Raw genomic sequence first — 17006 nt, 5'->3', positions numbered from 1 at the left:
GGGTCAGGCGCGGCCGTCCCAGCGGGCGCGGGCCATGTCGACGCGGCGGCCGTCCGGGCGCAGCGGGGTGCCCTCGGCGCGGTAGTGCTCGTGCGCCTCGACCTCGTTGCAGCTCGGCGGGCGGCCGTCCGCACGGATCACCCGCCACCACGGCACCCCGCCGCCGAACAGCGACATCACCCGTCCGACCTGCCGCGGCCCGCCCCGCCCCACCATCTCGGCGATGTCCCCGTACGCGAGGACGCGGCCCGGCGGGATGCGGTCCACCGTGTCCAGGACCGCCTCGGCGTACTCGTCAGGTTCCGACCACATGCGACGATTCTCCAAGCCTCGTCCCGCCACCGCCACCCGGCCGCCACCAGCCCCGCCAGGCACAGCGCGCAGACGGCGACGCAGGTGACCACGAGCGTGCCCGACCGGTGGACGACCTGGACGGGCCGGACGTCCCCGGCCGCGAACCGGCGGTCCGGAGCCAGCCCCGCGCCTCCCGTCCGGGCGCCCGCGAGCGCGTCGGACGCGGTCAGCGCGGCGAGCGCGTCGACCCGGCCGAAGCCGACGCCGAGGTCGTAGCCGCCGGCCGGGCGGTGCCGGGCGCTCGCCGCGACCGCCTGCGCGACCAGCGCCGGCGCCAGCCCCGGATGCCGCGACCTGACCAGTGCCGCCACGCCCGACACGAACGCCGTCGCGGGACTGGTGCCGTCGCCGATCCAGTACCGGTCGCCGGGCCCCGCGCCGACGATCTGGACGCCGGGCGCCGACACGCTGACGGCCGAGTTGCGGTTGGAGAAGTTCGCGTGCCGGCCCTGCGCGTCCACGGCCGCGACCGAGATGACGCCCGGGAACGACGCCGGATAGGAGTACCGGGTGTGGCCGCCGCGCCTGGCCGTCCGGTCGGCGCCGCCGTTGCCGGCCGCCGCGACCACCACGACGTTCCGGCCTATCGCGTAGGCGACGGCGGCGCGCTCCCGCTCGGTCGGGTACGAGCGGCCGAGCGACAGGTTGATCACGTCGGCGCCGTGGTCGACGGCGTACCGGATGCCGTCCGCGATCGTCCCCGCGTAGCGGTGGTTCCCGGTGAACGCCGCGAAGCCCGGCTCGTCGCGTTCCAGGATCACCCGCAGCGCCAGCAGCCGGGCCTGCGGCGCCACCCCGACCACGCCGAGGCCGCCGCCCGGGCCGTGCCCGTGACCGGCGATGAGGGACGCCATGTTGGTGCCGTGCAGCCGCTTCGGCGGGACGCCGGGCGGCGACGCGCCCTCGGTGTAGTCGGGGCCGGTCGTCACCGAGCCGGCGAGGTCGGGCTGCTCCGGGTCCACGCCCGAGTCCAGGACCGCGACGGTCGTGCCGGCGCCGCGCGCCAGCGCCCACGCCTCGGGGACGTCCAGCGACTCCAGCACCGCCGACACCGCGTCCCGCACCTGGTCGGCGCGCGCGGTGCCCGGGACCAGCGGCGGGACGGCCAGGGCCGCCGCCACCAGCGCCGCGCCCGGCCGCCTCAGCACGACCACTCCGGGGTGCCGCAGCGGACGCGGGCGGGCGCGGTGAGGGGGTGCAGCACCCGGTCGACCAGCTGCGGCGCCAGCTCGGCGAGGTCGGGCAGGTCCCGCGCGGCGCGCAGCGTCGGCCGCCCGTCGGCGTACCCGACGGTGGCGGCGACGACGTACGGGCCGCGCTGCGCGGCGGCGGCCGACTGCCGGGCCGCGTCGGCGAACCGCGCCGCGACCGTGCCGGGGAACGGCAGCGCCCGCAGACCCGGCGCCGGCGCGCCCGCCGGGAACCACGCGACCGCGCCGCGCGCGGACGCGGTGTCCGGGAACGCGGCGACCCCGACCGTCACCGCGAGGCCCTGCGCCTGGTCGAGGTAGGTGGCGCGGAGCACCGCGAGGCAGTCGCGCGCGGTCAGCGACCCGGACAGCCGCGGGTCGACGGCGGTGTCGCAGCGGGTGTCGGTGCCGATCCCGACGCGCCGCGCCGTCTCCGCGGAGCCCTCGTCGAGCGTGTAGCGCAGCCCGGCCGGGAAGATCCGCCCGGCGGGCCAGGCGCGGTACCGCCGGGCGATCTCGGTGGCGACGGCGGCGGACCGCTCGGCGGCCGTCGGGCCGCGCGCCACCTCGCCCGCCAGCCGGACGCCCGCGACGGCGAGCACGGCCGCGCATCCCGCCGCGATCAGCAGCGGCACCGCCGTGGGGGGCGGCGGGCCGGACGGGGCGGCCGGGGCCTCGTCCGGTTCGGTGTCCGGGGCTGGGATCTCCGCGCGCGCCACGGGCGGAGCGTAACCGACCGCCCCCCGGCGGCGCTGGATGACCGGCCGGTCAGTCGATCATTCGCCCGAAGGTTCGTCAGGCGGCGCGAACGCGGGCGGCGCACCGCGACCCGCGTCCGGCGGCACCGCCGGCGAGGCGGGCGCCGGTGGGGCGGGCGCGTGTGGGGCGGGCGGCTGGGGCGGGCCGAAGCCGGGGCCGCCGCCGGGCCGGGTCGCAGGCGGGGGCGGGGCGGTCGACCCGAAGGCGGAACCGCCCTGCGGCGCGCCCGCCGGTGCCCCGCCGTACCGGGACGGCCCGTACGGCGGCCGGGCCCCGAACCCACCGCCCTGCGGCCCGCCGGGCCCCGCGGGGGCGGGCGCGAACCCGGCGGGCAGGACGCGCGGGTGGCGGCGGTGGAACGCGGCCGCGACGACGACCGCGACGATGACGCCGCCGACGCCGATCACCACGACGCCGACGGCCGCCGGGGTGACCCAGGCGGGCCGGTCGATGATCGTGACCGGACCCGGGTCGTGGTCGGCGAAGCGCTTCGCGCCCGGCTTGCCGCCGGACGCGCCGGCCGCGCCCTTGGCGAGCGTGTCGGCCGCGGTGAGGGCCCGCTGGGCGTGGACCTCGCCGAAGCCCACGTCGGGGCCGTAGCCGCTCTTCGGCCCGAAGCGGGTGCTCTCGATGAGGGCCTGGGAGACCAGCGCGGGCGCCATCCTGGGGTGCCGCGCGCGGATCAGCGCGGCGATCCCGGACACCACGGCGCTGGCGTCGCTCGTGCCGTCGGAGAGGAAGTACTCGCCGCCGGGTCCGGCGACGGGCAGGCCGGCGCCCGGCGCGGACAGCACGACCGACAGGTTGCGGTTGGAGAAGGGCGCCCGCGCGTGCGACGGCTGCGTCGCGGCGACCGCGATGACGCCCGGGTAGGACGCGGGGTAGGAGTACGGCGAGAACCCGTCGCCGTCCACGAGCCCGGCGTCGTCGCCGTTGTTGCCGACCGCGGACACCACGACGACGCCCTTGCCGATGGCGTAGCCGATGGCCTCGCGCTCGGCGGGGATCTCGGTGTCCCGGCCGGGGAGGCTGATCTTGCCGAGCGACAGGTTGATGACGTCGGCGCCGTGGTCGGCGGCGTACCGGATGCCCTTCGCGACGGCGTCCTCCGCCTCACGCGAGCTCCGGTAGCGCGCGTAGCTCGGGTCCTCCTTCTCGCCGATGACCCGGATGGCGAGGACCCGCGCCTCGGGCGCCATCCCGATGACGCCGTCGCGGCCGCCCGCCCCGTGGCCGTGCCCGGCGATCAGCGACGCCATCCCCGTGCCGTGCAGGTGAGCGGGCTTGCTGCCGCCGTCGATGGCGGCGAGCATGTTCGGGCCGACGGTGACGGACCCGGCGATGTCCTTCTGGTTCGGGTCGACGCCGGAGTCGACCAGCGCGACGGTGACGTTCCGGCCCTTGGTGATCTTCCAGGCGGCGTCCATGCCGAGCTCCCCGAGGACGCCGCGCTGCCGGTCCCGGACGATGTCGGCGTGCGCAGGCGCCGGGACGAGCGGGAGGCACGCGCCGGTGAGCGCCGCCGCCAGCAGTGCGCGCGCGGCCGCCGCGCGCCGCCCGCCCGCGGCCCGCTCGCGGCGCGTCCGCGCCCGGGTCAGCATTTCCACCCGCGCGCGTGGCAGTCGGGCAGGGCCTTGGCGGAGAGGGTGCGGGCGATCGTGGAGCCGAGCTGCGGCGCGATCGAGAACGGGTCGCCGGGCCGCTGCTTGCGGACGGCCGAGGCGGGGCGGCCGTCCGCCTCGCCGGAGGTGGTCAGCACGACGTAGGGGCCGCCGCGGTCGGACGTCCGGTCCTGCCGGGCCGCGTCGGTGAACCGGGCGGACGCGGTGCCGGGGAACGGGGCGGCGCGCAGCGCGGGGCGGACGCCGCCGTCGCCCGGCCCCTGGGAGCCGGGGATCGCCTTGTAGGCGCGGTCGGCGGCCCACGGGTCGGCGAACGCGATGACGCCGACGGTGACGACGATGCCCTGGAGCTGGTCGGTGTAGGTGGCGCGGAGGACGGCCTTGCAGCCCTGCTGGAGGAGCGGCTCCGCGAGCTCCTGGTCGACGCCGGTGGCGCAGTTGGTGTCGGGGACGATGCCGGTCCGGGACGCGTACTCGCCGTGCCCCTCCTCCAGGCTGTAGGTGATCTTGCTGGGGAAGATCCGTTCGGCGGGCCACGCCTGCCAGCGCCGCGCGACCTCGGCCTTGGCGGCCCACTCCACCTCCGCGTTGGTGGGGTCGCGGTGCAGCTCGGCCCAGACGCCGCCGATCGCGATGGTGCCGGTCACCAGGTAGACGCAGCCGACGACGATCGCGGCGACCATCCACTGGCGGGCGCGCAGCCCGAGCACGGTGACCGGGGGCCCCTGCGGCGCACCCTGCGCGGCCCCCCACTGCATGCCCGCACCGGGAGCGCCGGGCATGCCACCGCCGGCCATGCCACCGGGCCTGCCACCGCCCGGCATGCCACCGCCGGGCATCCGGGCCCCTGGCATCCCGGGGCCGGGCATGCCCGCGCCCGGGGGCGTCATGGGACCGGGCGGCCCCGGGGGCGCGCCGGGGCCCGGTCCTGGCGGACGGCCGGGAGGCGCGCCCGCCGGCGGTCCGGATGATGCCGGGGGGCCGGGCGGCAGGTGCGGGCCTGGCGGGGGCGGCTGCTGGGAGGGGGGCAGGAATGCCACAACAGCCAAGATTAACTCTGGTTCATGACATTCCGCCCTTACATCGGGGTGAGGGGACCCGTCCTAACCCGGACGCTCCGGCCCCGGACAGGCGGAGGGGCCCCTCCGCAGAGGGGCCCCTCCGTCACGGCGGAATGCGCGGCGAGGTCACCGGTCGGTCGTCCGGCGGGCCTCCTTCGCCGCGTCCTTGACCTGCTCACCGACCTGCTTGGCGCCGCCGGCGGCCTGGTCCTTGCGGCCCTCGGCCTCCAGGTAGGGGTCGCCGGAACGCCGCCCGGCCTCTTCCTTGCCCTGCCCCTTGGCCTTCTGGGTCTTGTTCTTGAGCTTGTCGAGGATGCCCATGGCTCCTTCTTCCGTACGAGGTCCGTACTGAGGAAGCCGTGCCCGCTACATCCCGATCTATGCCGTCCGCCGGGAGACCCCGGCCACACTTCGGCGGGAGACCCCCGCCACATCGGACCCACCGTCCCCTCCGGACTAGGCGGCAGGGGCGCTGGCGTGGGCGTTTCCGGCCACCGGCCTTAGGGGAATGCGGGCGGACATGGCAAGGTTGTGCCGTGAGGGGACGACGACGTCCCGCCCCCGTAACAGCCGAGCGTCAGCACAGGAGCACCCACCGTGTCGTTGCCACCTCTGGTCGAGCCCGCAGCGGAGCTCACCCGCGACGAGGTCAACCGCTACTCGCGGCACCTCATCATCCCCGACGTGGGGATGTCCGGGCAGAAGCGCCTCAAGAACGCCAAGGTCCTGGTCGTCGGCGCGGGCGGTCTCGGCTCCCCCGCGCTGCTCTACCTGGCCGCCGCCGGCGTCGGCACCCTCGGCGTCGTCGACTTCGACGTCGTGGACGAGTCGAACCTGCAGCGCCAGATCATCCACCGGCAGTCGTCGCTGGGCAAGCCGAAGGTCGAGTCGGCCGCCGAGACCGTCCGCGAGATCAACCCGCTGATCGACGTGGTCGTGCACGACTTCGCGCTCGACCGCGACAACATCATGGACGTGTTCGCCCAGTACGACCTGATCCTGGACGGCACCGACAACTTCGCGACCCGGTACATGGTGAACGACGCGGCGGTGCTGCTCGGCAAGCCGTACGTGTGGGGCTCCATCTACCGGTTCGACGGCCAGGCGTCGGTGTTCTGGGCCGAGCACGGCCCCTGCTACCGCTGCCTCTACCCGGAGCCGCCGCCGCCCGGCATGGTCCCGTCGTGCGCCGAGGGCGGCGTCCTCGGCGTGCTGTGCGCGTCGATCGGCTCGATCCAGGTGAACGAGGCCATCAAGCTGCTGACCGGCATCGGCGAGCCGCTGGTCGGCCGGCTGATGATCTACGACGCGCTGGAGATGACGTACCGGTCGGTCAAGGTCCGCAAGGACCCCGAGTGCCCGCTGTGCGGCAAGAACCCGACGCAGACCGAGCTGCTGGAGGACTACGAGGCCTTCTGCGGAGCGGTGTCGGAGGAGGCCACCGAGGCCGCCAAGGAATCGACGATCACCGTCCTGGACCTGAAGGCCATGCAGGACCGCGGCGACGACATCTTCCTGGTGGACGTCCGCGAGCCGAACGAGTACGAGATCGTCTCGATCCCGGGCGCGACGCTGATCCCGAAGGGCGAGTTCCTGAACGGCTCGGCGCTGGAGCTGCTGCCGCAAGACAAGAAGATCGTCCTGCACTGCAAGTCGGGCGTCCGCTCGGCCGAGGCCCTCGCCGTGGTGAAGAACGCCGGCTTCGGCGACGCCGTGCACGTCGGCGGCGGCATCCTGGCCTGGGTGAAGCAGATCGACCCGACCCAGCCCAGCTACTGACGCACCACGCGTCGGGGCACTGACGCACTGACGCGGCCCCGCGTCCACCGAGCCCCCGGATCCGCATCGGATCCGGGGGCTTCGTGCTGCCCGGGCGGTTCGCGCCGCCCGGGCCCGTTCACTTCTTGTCGGGCGGGCTGTAGGTGAGGCCGAGCGGCGGGGCTATCTCCTGGAGCATGAGCTCGAACATGGGGGCGGCGTCGTCGAGGGCGAAGCCGAGGTGGCCGAACGCCTCCAGGCTGACGCTGCCCTGCAGCCGCACCCAGCACTTGAGGAACTGCTGGATCACCCCGAGCGGGAGCGAGACGCCGAGGCGCTCCTCGCGGTAGCGGCGCAGCTGGGGAAGCAGGTCCGGGTCGAGCTCCTCGTCGGGTGGGACGGGGAACGGCTTCTTCTGCCACAGCTCCAGGAACAGCGCCATGAACGTCCAGCCGAACTGGCGGGCGCACTCCTCGGCGAAGTCGGCCTGCTCGTCGGGGTCGAGGCCGCGGATAGGGGCGCCGAACAGCAGCGCGTACTCGCGCGGGTGCCCGAGCGCCCAGCTGCGGAACTGCCGGGCGACGGACAGGAACTTGCCGCTCATGTCGTCGTGGGGCACCCGCGCGATGGCCGCCTGCAGCTCGGTCGTCAGCTCGGTGTAGACGTCGCCGACGACGTGGCGCAGCAGTTCGGAGTGGCTGTCGTAATAGCGGTAGAGCGCCGGCGCCGTCATCCCCATCTCGCGGGCGATGGCGCGCAGCGTCACCGCCTCGGGCCCCTGCTCCACGAGGATCCGCCGCGCGGTCTCGGAGATCTCCCGGACCGTCGCCTCGCGCAGCCGGTCACGCCGTGTCGTCACGCTCCGCCCCACTTCCTCCCAGGTCCGGCCGCCTCCGGCCGCCACCGCATGATTCCCCAAAAACACCATTGACGAAAGTGAACGACATATGCAAAGTTTACAGCGTTCGCTAGTTTACGGCGTTCACCGACGTGATGCGGTGTAACAGGCAGGGGGAACGACGATGTTCGAGCGATGGGGCCGCTGGGTGCACCGCCGGCGGCGGTGGGTGCTCGCGGTCGCGGGAGCGGCGCTGGTCTTCGCCGCCGTATGGGGCACGGGCGTGTTCGGCGCGCTGACCTCGTCCGGCGGCTTCGACACGCCCGGCAGCGAGAGCGCGCAGGCGACGAGGATCGCCGAGCGCGACCTCGGCCGCGACCAGGCCGACGTGGTGGTCCTCTACAAGGGGCGCCCCGGCATGACGGTGGACGACCCGTCCTACCGCGCGTCGGTGGAGAAGGCGCTGGCCGCGCTGCCCCAGGGCAAGGTCGCCGGGACGGCCACCTACTGGACGACCAAGGCGCCGCAGTTCGTCGGCGCGGACCGCGGCTCCACCTACGCCGTGCTGCAGCTGACCGGCAAGGACGAGGCCGCGCGGCAGGACTCCTACGACGCGATCAAGGACGACCTCACCGACGTCGACGGCGGCCTGACCGCCAAGGTCGGCGGGCAGCTCGGCACCCAGACCGCCATCAACGAGCGGGTCTCCTCCGACATCGGCCGGGCCGAGGGCATGGCCATACCGGTGCTGCTGGTGCTGCTCGTGCTGATCTTCGGCGGGCTGGTGTCGGCGAGCCTGCCGCTGCTGATCGGCGGGCTCGCCATCCTCGGCTCGTTCACCGCGCTGCACGCGCTCAGCTACGTCACCGACGTGTCGATCTTCGCGGTGAACATCACGACGTTCCTCGGGCTCGGCCTCGCGATCGACTACGGCCTGTTCATGGTCAGCCGGTTCCGCGAGGAGGTCCGGCGCGACGGCGCCACCACCGAGGACGCGGTCGCCGCGACGATGGCCACGGCCGGGCGGACGGTCGCGGTCTCCGGCGTCACGGTCGCGGTGTCGCTGTCCGGGCTGCTGCTGTTCGACCAGAACTTCCTGATCTCGATGGGCTACGGCGGCATCGCCACCGTCTTCGTCTGCATGATCGGCGCGCTGACCGTGCTGCCGGCGCTGCTGGCCGTCCTCGGCCCCAGGGTGGACGCCCTGCCGATCCGCCGCCGCAAGGCCGCCGCCGCGAAGGCGCGGGGCGAGGCGGACGGCTGGTGGGGCCGGCTCGCGCACAGCGTGATGCGCCGCCCGGTGATCTACGCCGTCGCCACCGTCGCGCTGCTGCTCACGCTGGGCAGCCCCTTCCTCCACATCAACTGGGGCGGTGTGGACGCCAAGGTGCTGCCGTCCGGCGCCGACGCGCGGGTCGTCTCCGAGACCCTGCAGACCCGGTTCCCGAGCAACTCCACCGAGGCGATCCAGGCCGTCGTGACCGGCACGTCCGACCGGGCCGCGATCCGGTCCTACGGCGACCGGCTCGCGGCGCTGCCCGGCGCGACCGGCGCGACCGTGACCGGCGCGAAGGGCGAGACGACGCGGATCGCGCTCACCTTCTCCGCCGAGCCCGACTCCGCCGCCGCGCGCGACCTCGTCCACCGCGTCCGGGACGTCCCGCCGCCGCCCGGCGCGCGCTCCTACGTGGGCGGCGGCACCGCCGACGTCGTCGACCAGCTGTCCAGCATCGGCGGGACGCTGCCGTGGCTGGCGCTGCTCGTCGGCGGCGTGACGTTCGCGCTGCTGTTCCTCGCGTTCGGCTCGGTGGTGCTGCCGCTGAAGGCCATCGTGATGAACATGCTGTCGCTGTCGGCGACGTTCGGCGTGGTCGTGCTGATCTTCCAGGACGGGCACCTGTCCGGCCCCCTGGACTTCACCGCGACCGGCGCCATCTCCCCGTCGATGCCGATCCTGATGCTGGCGATGCTGTTCGGCATCTCGATGGACTACGAGGTGTTCCTGCTGTCGCGGGTCCGCGAGCAGTACGACCTGACCGGCTCCAACACCACCGCGGTCGCGACCGGGGTGCAGCGCACCGGCGCCATCATCACCAGCGCCGCGCTGCTGTTCATCATCGTGATCGGCGCGTTCGCCACGTCCGGGGTCGCGTTCATCAAGATGACCGGCGTGGGGATGGCGGTCGCGATCCTGGTGGACGCGACGGTCGTCCGCGCGCTGCTGGTGCCGGCGACGATGCGGCTGCTCGGCCGCGCGAACTGGTGGGCGCCCGGCCCGCTGGCCCGGCTGTACGGCCGGTACGGGCTCCGCGAGAGCGACTCCCCCGCGCCGCCGCGGTCGCAGGAGCCGGCGTCCGCGCACTGAGCGCCCGGCCGCACCTTCTCCGGGCCAGGTCCGAGGCCGTGTCCCGCCGCCCGCGGGACACGGCCTCGCGCCGCTCCCGGTGGGCGCGGGAGAAAACGGTCGCCAAAATTCCAAAGCGCTTGTGGTCCGCCTCACCCGGCGGGAAACTGAATGACGTTCGCCCCGCGCCGTGTGACGCGCACCACGACGGCCCGCGCCCGGCGACCCTCTTCCTCACCGTCACGGGTATTCCCCTGGAGGCATCATGCCCACGCTGGCGACCACCGAGGCCGACGTCGCCCTCGACCACCTGGAGCGCCTGACCGAGGAGCTGCGCTCCCGCGGCTGGACGGTGGAGATGGCCGCGCCGCCGGACCGCTGGCCCTCCGCGCTCGTCGCCAACCCCGAGATGCGGATGTTCAACGAGAACGTGATCGCCGTGCAGGAACGTTCCGACGGCTCGTGGTCGTACTTCTACGGCTGGGGCGAGCGCATCGCGCCGTGCACCGACCCGTCCGCCGCCGCCTCGATGCTGATCCGCGTGCTGGCCGTCCGCCGCGACGCGTGACCCCCCTGCGGGACGTCCGCCGCGAGAGCCGGCTCACATCCCGGACGGCTCGGAGATCAATGCAGGTCACATAGCATGTCGGTCATGCTCTGGACGCGTTATGCGGCGATCGGCGACTCCTTCACGGAAGGGGTCGGCGACCCCTGCGAGGGGGGCGCCGCCGGCGGGGGCTGGCGCGGTTGGGCGGACCGGGCGGCGGCCGAACTCGCCGCCCGGTCGAACGGACCCGGCGCGCCCCGGTTCGGCTACGCCAACCTCGCGATCCGCGGCCGCCTGCTGGACCGGATCGTCGACGAGCAGCTCCCCGCCGCCCTGGACCTGAAGCCCGACCTCGTGTCGGTGTCGGGCGGCGGCAACGACCTGCTGCGACCCGGCGTGGACATCGACGCGCTCGCCGCCCGGATGGACGAGGCCGTCGCCGCGATCCGCGCGGCCGGCGCCGACGCGGTCCTGTTCACCGGCGTCGACCCGGCCGGCTCGCCCGTCATCCGGCGCACGCGCGGGCGCGTCGCCGTCTTCAACGAGCACCTGCGGGCGATCGCGGCCCGCCGCGGCGCGTTCGTCGTCGACCAGTGGTCCATGGATGTCCTGCGCGACTGGCGCTGCTGGGGCGTCGACCGCCTGCACATGTCGCCCGAGGGGCACCGGCGCGTCGCGCTCGCGATGCTGGAGGCCCTCGGCGTCCCGGACGCGGGCGACTGGCGCGAGCCGGAGCTGGCGCCGCTGCCGGAGCTGAGCCGGGGCGCGCAGCGGCTGGCGAACGCCCGCTGGGCGCGCGGCTACCTGGCCCCGTGGATCGGGCGGCGGCTGCGCGGCCGCTCGTCCGGCGACCTCGTCACCGCCAAGCGCCCCACGCTGTCGCCGATCGAGTGGCCGCGGGCGTCGGCGGAGGGCTAGGCCGACTTGCGGGTGCGGCTCTTCGCCGGCTCCTTCTTGCCGCCGGACTTCGCCGGCGTCTTGCGGCCGCGCGACGCGGGCTTCTTCTGCGTCTCCTTCTCCGACGGCGCCGCCGCCTTGCCGCCGCCCCCGCCGCCGCGGCTCTTCTTCGCGGCCTCGACGCTGGCGCGCAGCGCGCTCAGCAGGTCCGCCGCGGGCTCCTCCTCGGCCTCCTCGGACGGCCGGGTCACCTCGCGCCCCTCGACCTTCGCGTCGATCACCGCCTGGAGCGCCTCGCGGTAGGCGTCCTTGTACTCGCTCGGGTCGAAGTCGCCCGCCATCGAGTCGATCAGCGACGACGCCATCGACAGCTCCTGCTTGCGGACCTCGATGTCCTCCTCCAGGAAGGGGAAGTCGGGCTCGCGCACCTCGTCCGGCCACAGCATCGTCTCCAGGACGAACACGCCGCCCCGGACGCGCAGCGTCGCCAGCGACTCGCGCTGCCGCAGCGCCACCTTCACGATGGCGACCTGGTCGGAGTTCTCCAGCGCGTCGCGCAGCAGCACGTACGGCTTCGCGCCCTGCGCGTCCGGCTCCAGGTAGTAGGACTTGGCGAAGTAGATCGGGTCGACCTCGGACTCCTCGACGAACTGGAGCACGTCGATGCGGCGGCTGGTGGTCAGCGGCAGGTCGGCGAAGTCCTCGTCGGTGAGGATCACCATCTCGCCGCTCGGCAGCTCGTACCCCTTCGCGATGTCGGAGTACGGCACCTCCTCGCCGTCGACGGTGCAGACCCGCTTGTACCTGACGCGGCCGCCGTCCTCCCGGTGCACCTGGTGGAAGCTGACGTCCCGCTGCTCGGTCGCGGAGTACAGCTTCACCGGGATCGTCACCAGCCCGAACGAGATAGCGCCCTTCCAGATGCTCCGCATGCCGATGTCCTTACCCAGCCCGGTCCGCTCCTCCCCTTAGCGTCGCAACCCCGTTCGATTTGCGCCATAACGGGCACTTGATCCTTTTCTTGGACGCGGGCATCGGGTAAGACGCGGGTATGACCATGCCATGGCCCGTCGAGCCGATGATGGCCGTCACCGGCGACCTCCCCGACGACGGCGGGCGCTGGGGCCTGGAGCTCAAATGGGACGGCGTCCGGGTCGTCTCGCAGGTGTCGCCGGACGGCGTCCACGCGACCGGCCGGCGCGGGAACGACGTGACCTCGCGCTACCCGGAGCTCACCGCCCTCGCCGACCTGCTGCCCGACCACGACGTCGTGCTGGACGGCGAGGTCGTCGCGTTCGAGCGGGGCCGGCCGAGCTTCGAGCGCCTCCAGCGCCGGATGCACGTGTCGGAGCCGCACCCCCGGCTCATCCGCGAGGTCCCCGTCCGGTACGTGGTCTTCGACGTGCTGTTCCTGGACGGCCGGGTGCTCTACGACGTCCCCTACGCCGAGCGGCGGTCGCTGCTCGACGGCCTCGACCTCGCCGGCAGCGGACCCGTCGAGGTGCCCCCCTACCTGCACGGCGGCGACACCACCCAGGTGGACGAGCTGCTCGCCTTCACCATCGAGGAGCACCTGGAGGGCCTGCTCGCCAAGCGGCTCGACTCCCCGTACCGGCCGGGCCGCCGCGTCGACTTCTGGCGCAAGGTGAAGAACTTCCAGACCCGCGAGGTGATCGTCTGTGGCTGGAAGCCCGGCCGGGGGCGCCGCGAGGGCGGGGTCGGGTCGCTGCTGCTCGGCGAGTACGACCCCAAGGGGCGGCTCGGGTTCGTCGGGCACGTCGGCACCGGCTTCAGCGACCGGGTCCTCGACGAGCTGTACGAGGTGCTGTGGCCGCTGCGCCGCCCGACCAGCCCGTTCGACGAGCCCGTCCCGCGCGAGCACGCCCGCGACGCGCAGTGGGTTGAGCCGCGCCTCGTCGGGGAGGTCGCCTACAGCGCCCGCACCAGGGACGGCCGCCTCCGCTTCCCGTCCTGGCGCGGGCTGCGCGACGACAAGGACCCCCTGGAGGTCACGAGTGAGCAGTGACACCCCCGCGCCGGAGCACCGGCGGTGAGCGGCCGGCAGGTCGAGGTGGACGGCCGCCGGCTCAGCCTGTCCAACCTCGACAAGAACCTGTACCCGGAGTTCACCAAGGGCGAGGTCATCGACTACTACGCGCGGATGGCGCCGGTGATGCTGCCGCACCTGAAGGACCGGCCGGCCACCCGGATCCGCTGGCCGGAGGGCGTGGACGGCGGGAAGTTCTTCGAGAAGAACGCGCCCTCGCACACACCGGACTGGGTGCGGACGGCGGAGATCCCCACGCCGGGCAGCTCGTCCGGCCGCGAGACGGCGGACTTCGTCGTCGTCGACGACCTGCCGACGCTCGTGTGGTGCGCGAACCTCGCCGCGCTCGAGCTGCACGTCCCGCAGTGGAAGGTCGGCCCGCGCGGCGGGGTGCACGCCCCCGACCTGGTGGTGTTCGACCTGGACCCCGGGCCGCCCGCGACGATCGTCGAGGCGTGCCGGGTGGCCGGGCTGCTGCGCGACGTGCTCGCCGAGGACGGCTTCGACTCCTACCCCAAGACCAGCGGCAAGAAGGGCCTGCACCTGTACGTGCCGATCAAGGAGCCGGACGACGCGGCGCGGACGTCGGAGTACGCCAAGGCCGCCGCACAGCGCCTCGCGTCGGAGCATCCGGACCTGGTCGTCGCGAAGATGGAGAAGCGGCTGCGCAAGGGCAAGGTCCTCGTGGACTGGAGCCAGAACAACCCGGCCAAGACGACCGTCGCGGCCTACTCGCTGCGCGCCGCGTCCAGCCCGTCGGTGTCCACCCCGCTCACCTGGGACGAGCTGGGGTCCTGCGGGGACGCCGCCGACCTGGTGTTCTCGCCCGACGACGTGCTCGGCCGGGTCGAGAAGCACGGGGACCTGCTGGAGCCCCTGCTGGGCGGGCGCCGCCGCGCCCTCCCGTGACCCGCCCGGCCCGCCGCCCCGGCACGATCTCTCCCTTTCCGGGCGCCGTATGTGTCCGAACGGCCACGCTCCGGCGCCGACTTCCGCCACCATGAGCACGGGGACGCAATGTGAGCGGGAACACACCCGCCGGTGCGGAAGGAAGATCAGTTGTCGCAGAACCATCACTACGACGCCGTGGTGCTGGGCGGGGGGACGGCGGGAGAGCTGGTCGCGACCGGCCTCGCCCGCGCCGGGCGCGACGTCGCGCTCGTCGAGAACCGCCTGGTCGGCGGCGAATCGCGGTATTTCGCGTGCGTCCCGTCCAAATCGCTGCTGCTGTCGGCCCGGCGGGGCGAGACCTGGGAGATGGCGGTCGCCCGGCGCGACGCCCTCACCGGGTACCGCGCCGACGAGCGGATCGTCGCCCGGATGGCCGAGGAGGGCGTCACCGTGCTGCGCGGCCGCGGGCAGGTGACCGGGCCCGGCCGGATCGAGGTGGACGGCGCCGCGCACGGCTTCGGCGACCTCGTGCTGTGCACCGGCAGCGAGCCGGTGATCCCGCCCGTCGACGGCCTCGCCGACGTCCCGCTGTGGACGAGCGACGGCGCCCTGTCGGTGCCCGACCTGCCGCGCCGGCTCGTCGTCCTCGGCGGCGGCCCGGTCGGCTGCGAGCTCGCGCAGGTGTACGCCGCGTTCGGCTCGCAGGTGTCGGTGGTCGAGGCGTCCGGGCGGCTGCTGACCGCCGAGGCCCCGTTCGCCGGGGAGGTGCTCGCCGACGCGCTCCGCCGGATGGGCGTCGACCTGCGCCTCGGCGCCGACCTGAGCCACGTCGAGCGCAAGGAGTCGGGGCTGCGGCTGTGGCTGTCGGACGGCGGCACGCTGGACGCCGACCGGATCCTGGTCGCCGCCGGGCGCCGCCCCCGGGTGGAGGGCCTCGGCCTGGAGACCCTCGGCGTCGCCACGTCGCCCGGCCACGGCGTGCCGGTGGACGAGACGTGCCGGGTGCCGTCGACGTCCGGCGACGTGTGGGCGGCGGGCGACGTCACGGGCGTCGCCCGCACCACGCACGCCGCCCGGTACCAGGCGCGGCTCGTCCTGGCGAACCTGCTCGGCGAGCACCGCGCGGCCGACTACCGCGCGATCCCCCGGGTCGTGTACACGACCCCCACCGTCTACGCGGTCGGGATCGCCCCGAAGCAGGCCGAGGAACTCGGAATAGACCTCCTCACCGCCGGGTACGACCTCGCCGCGACGGCGCGGGCGGCGGTGGAGGCCGACGAGCGCGGCCGGGTCGAGCTGTACGCCGACCGCTCCCGCGGGCTGCTGATCGGCGCCGCCGCGGCCGGACTCTACGCTGAGGAGTGGATGAGCGAGGTCGCGCTGGCCATCCGCGCGGAGACGCCGCTGAGCGTGCTCACCGACGTCGTGCACGCGTTCCCGACCTATGGCGAGTCCGTGGAGGCGCCGCTGCGGGAACTGGCCGGACGCCTGTGACGGACCTTCCGATGGGCTCTTCCGAGGAGGACGCGTGATGAGCGAGACCGACGACCTGGAGCGGGAGCCGCTGCCCGAGGACGCCAACGAGGCCGACACCGCGGAGCAGCGGGCCGATGTCGGCGAGGAGGGCGAGGACGGCGAGGAGACGACCGAGTGGGCGGCGCAGCTGCCGATGGACGTCAACGAGGCCGACGCCGCCGAGCAGCACCGGGAGATCCCGCTCGACGAGGACGACTACCGCTGACCGCCGGCGGCCCCCGGCCGCCGCGCCGGAGCGCCCGCGCGGTCCGGCGGGCGACGCGTCCGGCTGCGGCGGTCCGCCGCCGGAAATACACTGACCTGCGCGCGCGGGGAACGTCGGTGGTCTTTTGTTAGTGACCCACGAGGTTACCGGCGCGTAGGATGGTGGGATTGTTTCCCCGCGACGGACACCCTCTACCGTCGCACTGATCTGGTGATCGGAGAGTGTGGTGACGGCTACCCCGGACGCACGCCCCCGTGGCACGCGCCTGCCGCGGCTGGCGCGCCGCAGGCAACTGCTCGGCGCGGCCCAGGAGGTGTTCGTCGCGCAGGGGTACCACGCGGCGGCGATGGACGAGATCGCCGAGCGTGCGGGAGTCAGCAAACCCGTGCTCTACCAGCACTTCCCGGGCAAGCTGGAGCTGTACCTGGCCCTGCTGGACGAGCATGCCGAGGCGCTGGTGAAGACCGTGCGCGACGCGCTGGAGTCCACCACGGACAACAAGCTGCGCGTGCAGGCGAGCATGCAGGCGTTCTACGACTTCGTGGCCGGCGACGGCGAGGCGTACCGGCTGGTCTTCGAGTCCGACCTGCGCAACGTGGCGCCCGTCCGGGCCCGCGTCGACCGCGCCAACCAGCAGTGCGCCGAGATGATCGCCCAGGTGATCGCCGAGGACACCGGCGCCGCCAGCGACGAGGCGCACCTGCTCGGCATGGGCCTGGTCGGGATGGCCGAGGTCAGCGCCCGGTTCTGGCTGTCGCAGCACCGCGCCATCCCGAAGGACACCGCCGAGAAGATCATCGCCCGCCTCGCCTGGCGCGGCATCTCCGGTTTCCCGCGGACCGGCGAGCAGGGCTGACGCCGCGTTTCACTCGCGGCGAAGCGGCGGGACGGCCGATCCGCCGATCTCCGTGCGACCATCGGAGGGACCGTCCCGCGGGTGCCGGGACGGCACCGACG

At 74.2% G+C, this 17006-nt stretch carries 17 protein-coding genes; 9 read left to right on the top strand and 8 right to left on the bottom strand.

Going from position 1 to position 17006, the window contains the following annotated elements; genetic code table 11:
* Positions 1–3: 3 nt before the first annotated feature.
* From J4557_RS14755 to J4557_RS14730, 6 genes are all read right to left on the bottom strand, one after another.
* The gene (locus J4557_RS14755; RefSeq protein WP_307799794.1) at positions 4–267 is read right to left on the bottom strand and encodes an MGMT family protein; all 264 of its coding nucleotides are present in this window, start codon (positions 265–267) and stop codon (positions 4–6) included.
* Positions 177–1502, bottom strand: coding sequence for a S8 family serine peptidase (locus J4557_RS14750; RefSeq protein ID WP_307799793.1), 1326 nt, complete (start codon positions 1500–1502; stop codon positions 177–179). Before J4557_RS14750 ends, J4557_RS14755 begins: the two co-directional genes overlap by 91 nt.
* Positions 1496–2263: a hypothetical protein gene (locus tag J4557_RS14745; protein WP_208267069.1), complete on the bottom strand. Its 768-nt coding sequence runs from the start codon at positions 2261–2263 to the stop codon at positions 1496–1498. Before J4557_RS14745 ends, J4557_RS14750 begins: the two co-directional genes overlap by 7 nt.
* Before the next feature lie 57 nt (positions 2264–2320).
* Entirely contained in the window at positions 2321–3904 is a 1584-nt protein-coding gene (locus J4557_RS14740) for a S8 family serine peptidase (protein ID WP_208267068.1), read from the bottom strand.
* The gene (locus J4557_RS14735; protein WP_208267067.1) at positions 3898–4683 is read right to left on the bottom strand and encodes a hypothetical protein; all 786 of its coding nucleotides are present in this window, start codon (positions 4681–4683) and stop codon (positions 3898–3900) included. Before J4557_RS14735 ends, J4557_RS14740 begins: the two co-directional genes overlap by 7 nt.
* Positions 4684–5112: 429 nt before the next feature.
* Positions 5113–5307, bottom strand: a complete 195-nt coding sequence (locus J4557_RS14730) for a CsbD family protein (protein WP_208267066.1) — start codon at positions 5305–5307, stop codon at positions 5113–5115.
* A 276-nt stretch (positions 5308–5583) separates the two neighbouring features.
* On the opposite strand from J4557_RS14730, the gene moeZ reads away from it, so the two are divergent.
* Positions 5584–6765 carry an adenylyltransferase/sulfurtransferase MoeZ gene (gene moeZ, locus J4557_RS14725; RefSeq protein ID WP_208267065.1) on the top strand — a complete coding sequence of 394 codons (1182 nt, stop codon included), beginning with the start codon at positions 5584–5586 and terminating at the stop codon, positions 6763–6765.
* 118 nt (positions 6766–6883) lie between these two features.
* Here moeZ and J4557_RS14720 read toward each other — a convergent pair whose 3' ends face one another.
* Positions 6884–7603 carry a TetR/AcrR family transcriptional regulator gene (locus tag J4557_RS14720; RefSeq protein ID WP_208267064.1) on the bottom strand — a complete coding sequence of 240 codons (720 nt, stop codon included), beginning with the start codon at positions 7601–7603 and terminating at the stop codon, positions 6884–6886.
* 163 nt (positions 7604–7766) lie between these two features.
* On the opposite strand from J4557_RS14720, the gene J4557_RS14715 reads away from it, so the two are divergent.
* The 3 genes from J4557_RS14715 to J4557_RS14705 all read left to right on the top strand — a co-directional run bounded on the left by J4557_RS14715 (position 7767) and on the right by J4557_RS14705 (position 11391).
* Complete coding sequence (locus J4557_RS14715) at positions 7767–9947, top strand: MMPL family transporter (RefSeq protein WP_208267063.1); 2181 nt, start codon at positions 7767–7769, stop codon at positions 9945–9947.
* Positions 9948–10191: 244 nt separating this feature from the next.
* Positions 10192–10494: a hypothetical protein gene (locus J4557_RS14710; protein WP_208267062.1), complete on the top strand. Its 303-nt coding sequence runs from the start codon at positions 10192–10194 to the stop codon at positions 10492–10494.
* Positions 10495–10578: 84 nt separating this feature from the next.
* On the top strand, positions 10579–11391 hold the full coding sequence (locus J4557_RS14705) for an SGNH/GDSL hydrolase family protein (RefSeq protein WP_307799792.1): 813 nt from the start codon (positions 10579–10581) through the stop codon (positions 11389–11391).
* Here J4557_RS14705 and ku read toward each other — a convergent pair.
* Positions 11388–12302 (bottom strand): non-homologous end joining protein Ku, encoded by a 915-nt coding sequence (gene ku / locus J4557_RS14700; protein WP_208267060.1) that lies wholly within the window; start codon positions 12300–12302, stop codon positions 11388–11390. The two genes, J4557_RS14705 and ku, sit on opposite strands and share 4 nt — an antisense overlap.
* A 119-nt stretch (positions 12303–12421) precedes the next feature.
* Between ku and ligD (J4557_RS14695) the strand changes: the two genes are divergently transcribed.
* The 5 genes from ligD (J4557_RS14695) to J4557_RS14675 all read left to right on the top strand — a co-directional run bounded on the left by ligD (J4557_RS14695) (position 12422) and on the right by J4557_RS14675 (position 16905).
* The gene (gene ligD, locus J4557_RS14695; RefSeq protein ID WP_208267059.1) at positions 12422–13396 is read left to right on the top strand and encodes a non-homologous end-joining DNA ligase; all 975 of its coding nucleotides are present in this window, start codon (positions 12422–12424) and stop codon (positions 13394–13396) included.
* Positions 13397–13420: 24 nt separating this feature from the next.
* Positions 13421–14326: a non-homologous end-joining DNA ligase gene (gene ligD, locus J4557_RS14690; RefSeq protein ID WP_208267058.1), complete on the top strand. Its 906-nt coding sequence runs from the start codon at positions 13421–13423 to the stop codon at positions 14324–14326.
* A 150-nt stretch (positions 14327–14476) separates the two neighbouring features.
* Complete coding sequence (locus tag J4557_RS14685) at positions 14477–15802, top strand: dihydrolipoyl dehydrogenase family protein (RefSeq protein WP_243775731.1); 1326 nt, start codon at positions 14477–14479, stop codon at positions 15800–15802.
* A gap of 37 nt (positions 15803–15839) precedes the next feature.
* Positions 15840–16049 (top strand): Rv3202a family protein, encoded by a 210-nt coding sequence (locus J4557_RS14680; RefSeq protein ID WP_208267057.1) that lies wholly within the window; start codon positions 15840–15842, stop codon positions 16047–16049.
* A 226-nt stretch (positions 16050–16275) separates the two neighbouring features.
* Positions 16276–16905 (top strand): TetR family transcriptional regulator, encoded by a 630-nt coding sequence (locus J4557_RS14675; protein WP_190868678.1) that lies wholly within the window; start codon positions 16276–16278, stop codon positions 16903–16905.
* Positions 16906–17006 lie beyond the last annotated feature (101 nt).

The sequence above is a fragment of the Actinomadura nitritigenes genome, assembly GCF_017573545.1.
Taxonomy (GTDB): Bacteria; Actinomycetota; Actinomycetes; order Streptosporangiales; family Streptosporangiaceae; genus Spirillospora; species Spirillospora nitritigenes.
Note: the sequence above shows the minus strand (reverse complement) of the source record. Positions and strands in the feature narration are given on the sequence as shown.

Bases quoted from the DNA above. Each gene is read 5' to 3' on its own strand.
- J4557_RS14730 (WP_208267066.1), bottom strand. From the start codon at position 5,307: ATGGGCATCCTCGACAAGCTCAAGAACAAGACCCAGAAGGCCAAGGGG.
- J4557_RS14740 (WP_208267068.1), bottom strand. From the start codon at position 3,904: ATGCTGACCCGGGCGCGGACGCGCCGCGAGCGGGCCGCGGGCGGGCGG.
- ligD (WP_208267059.1), top strand. From the start codon at position 12,422: ATGACCATGCCATGGCCCGTCGAGCCGATGATGGCCGTCACCGGCGAC.
- J4557_RS14710 (WP_208267062.1), top strand. From the start codon at position 10,192: ATGCCCACGCTGGCGACCACCGAGGCCGACGTCGCCCTCGACCACCTG.
- J4557_RS14680 (WP_208267057.1), top strand. From the start codon at position 15,840: ATGAGCGAGACCGACGACCTGGAGCGGGAGCCGCTGCCCGAGGACGCC.
- J4557_RS14735 (WP_208267067.1), bottom strand. From the start codon at position 4,683: ATGCAGTGGGGGGCCGCGCAGGGTGCGCCGCAGGGGCCCCCGGTCACC.
- ku (WP_208267060.1), bottom strand. From the start codon at position 12,302: ATGCGGAGCATCTGGAAGGGCGCTATCTCGTTCGGGCTGGTGACGATC.
- J4557_RS14715 (WP_208267063.1), top strand. From the start codon at position 7,767: ATGTTCGAGCGATGGGGCCGCTGGGTGCACCGCCGGCGGCGGTGGGTG.
- J4557_RS14705 (WP_307799792.1), top strand. From the start codon at position 10,579: ATGCTCTGGACGCGTTATGCGGCGATCGGCGACTCCTTCACGGAAGGG.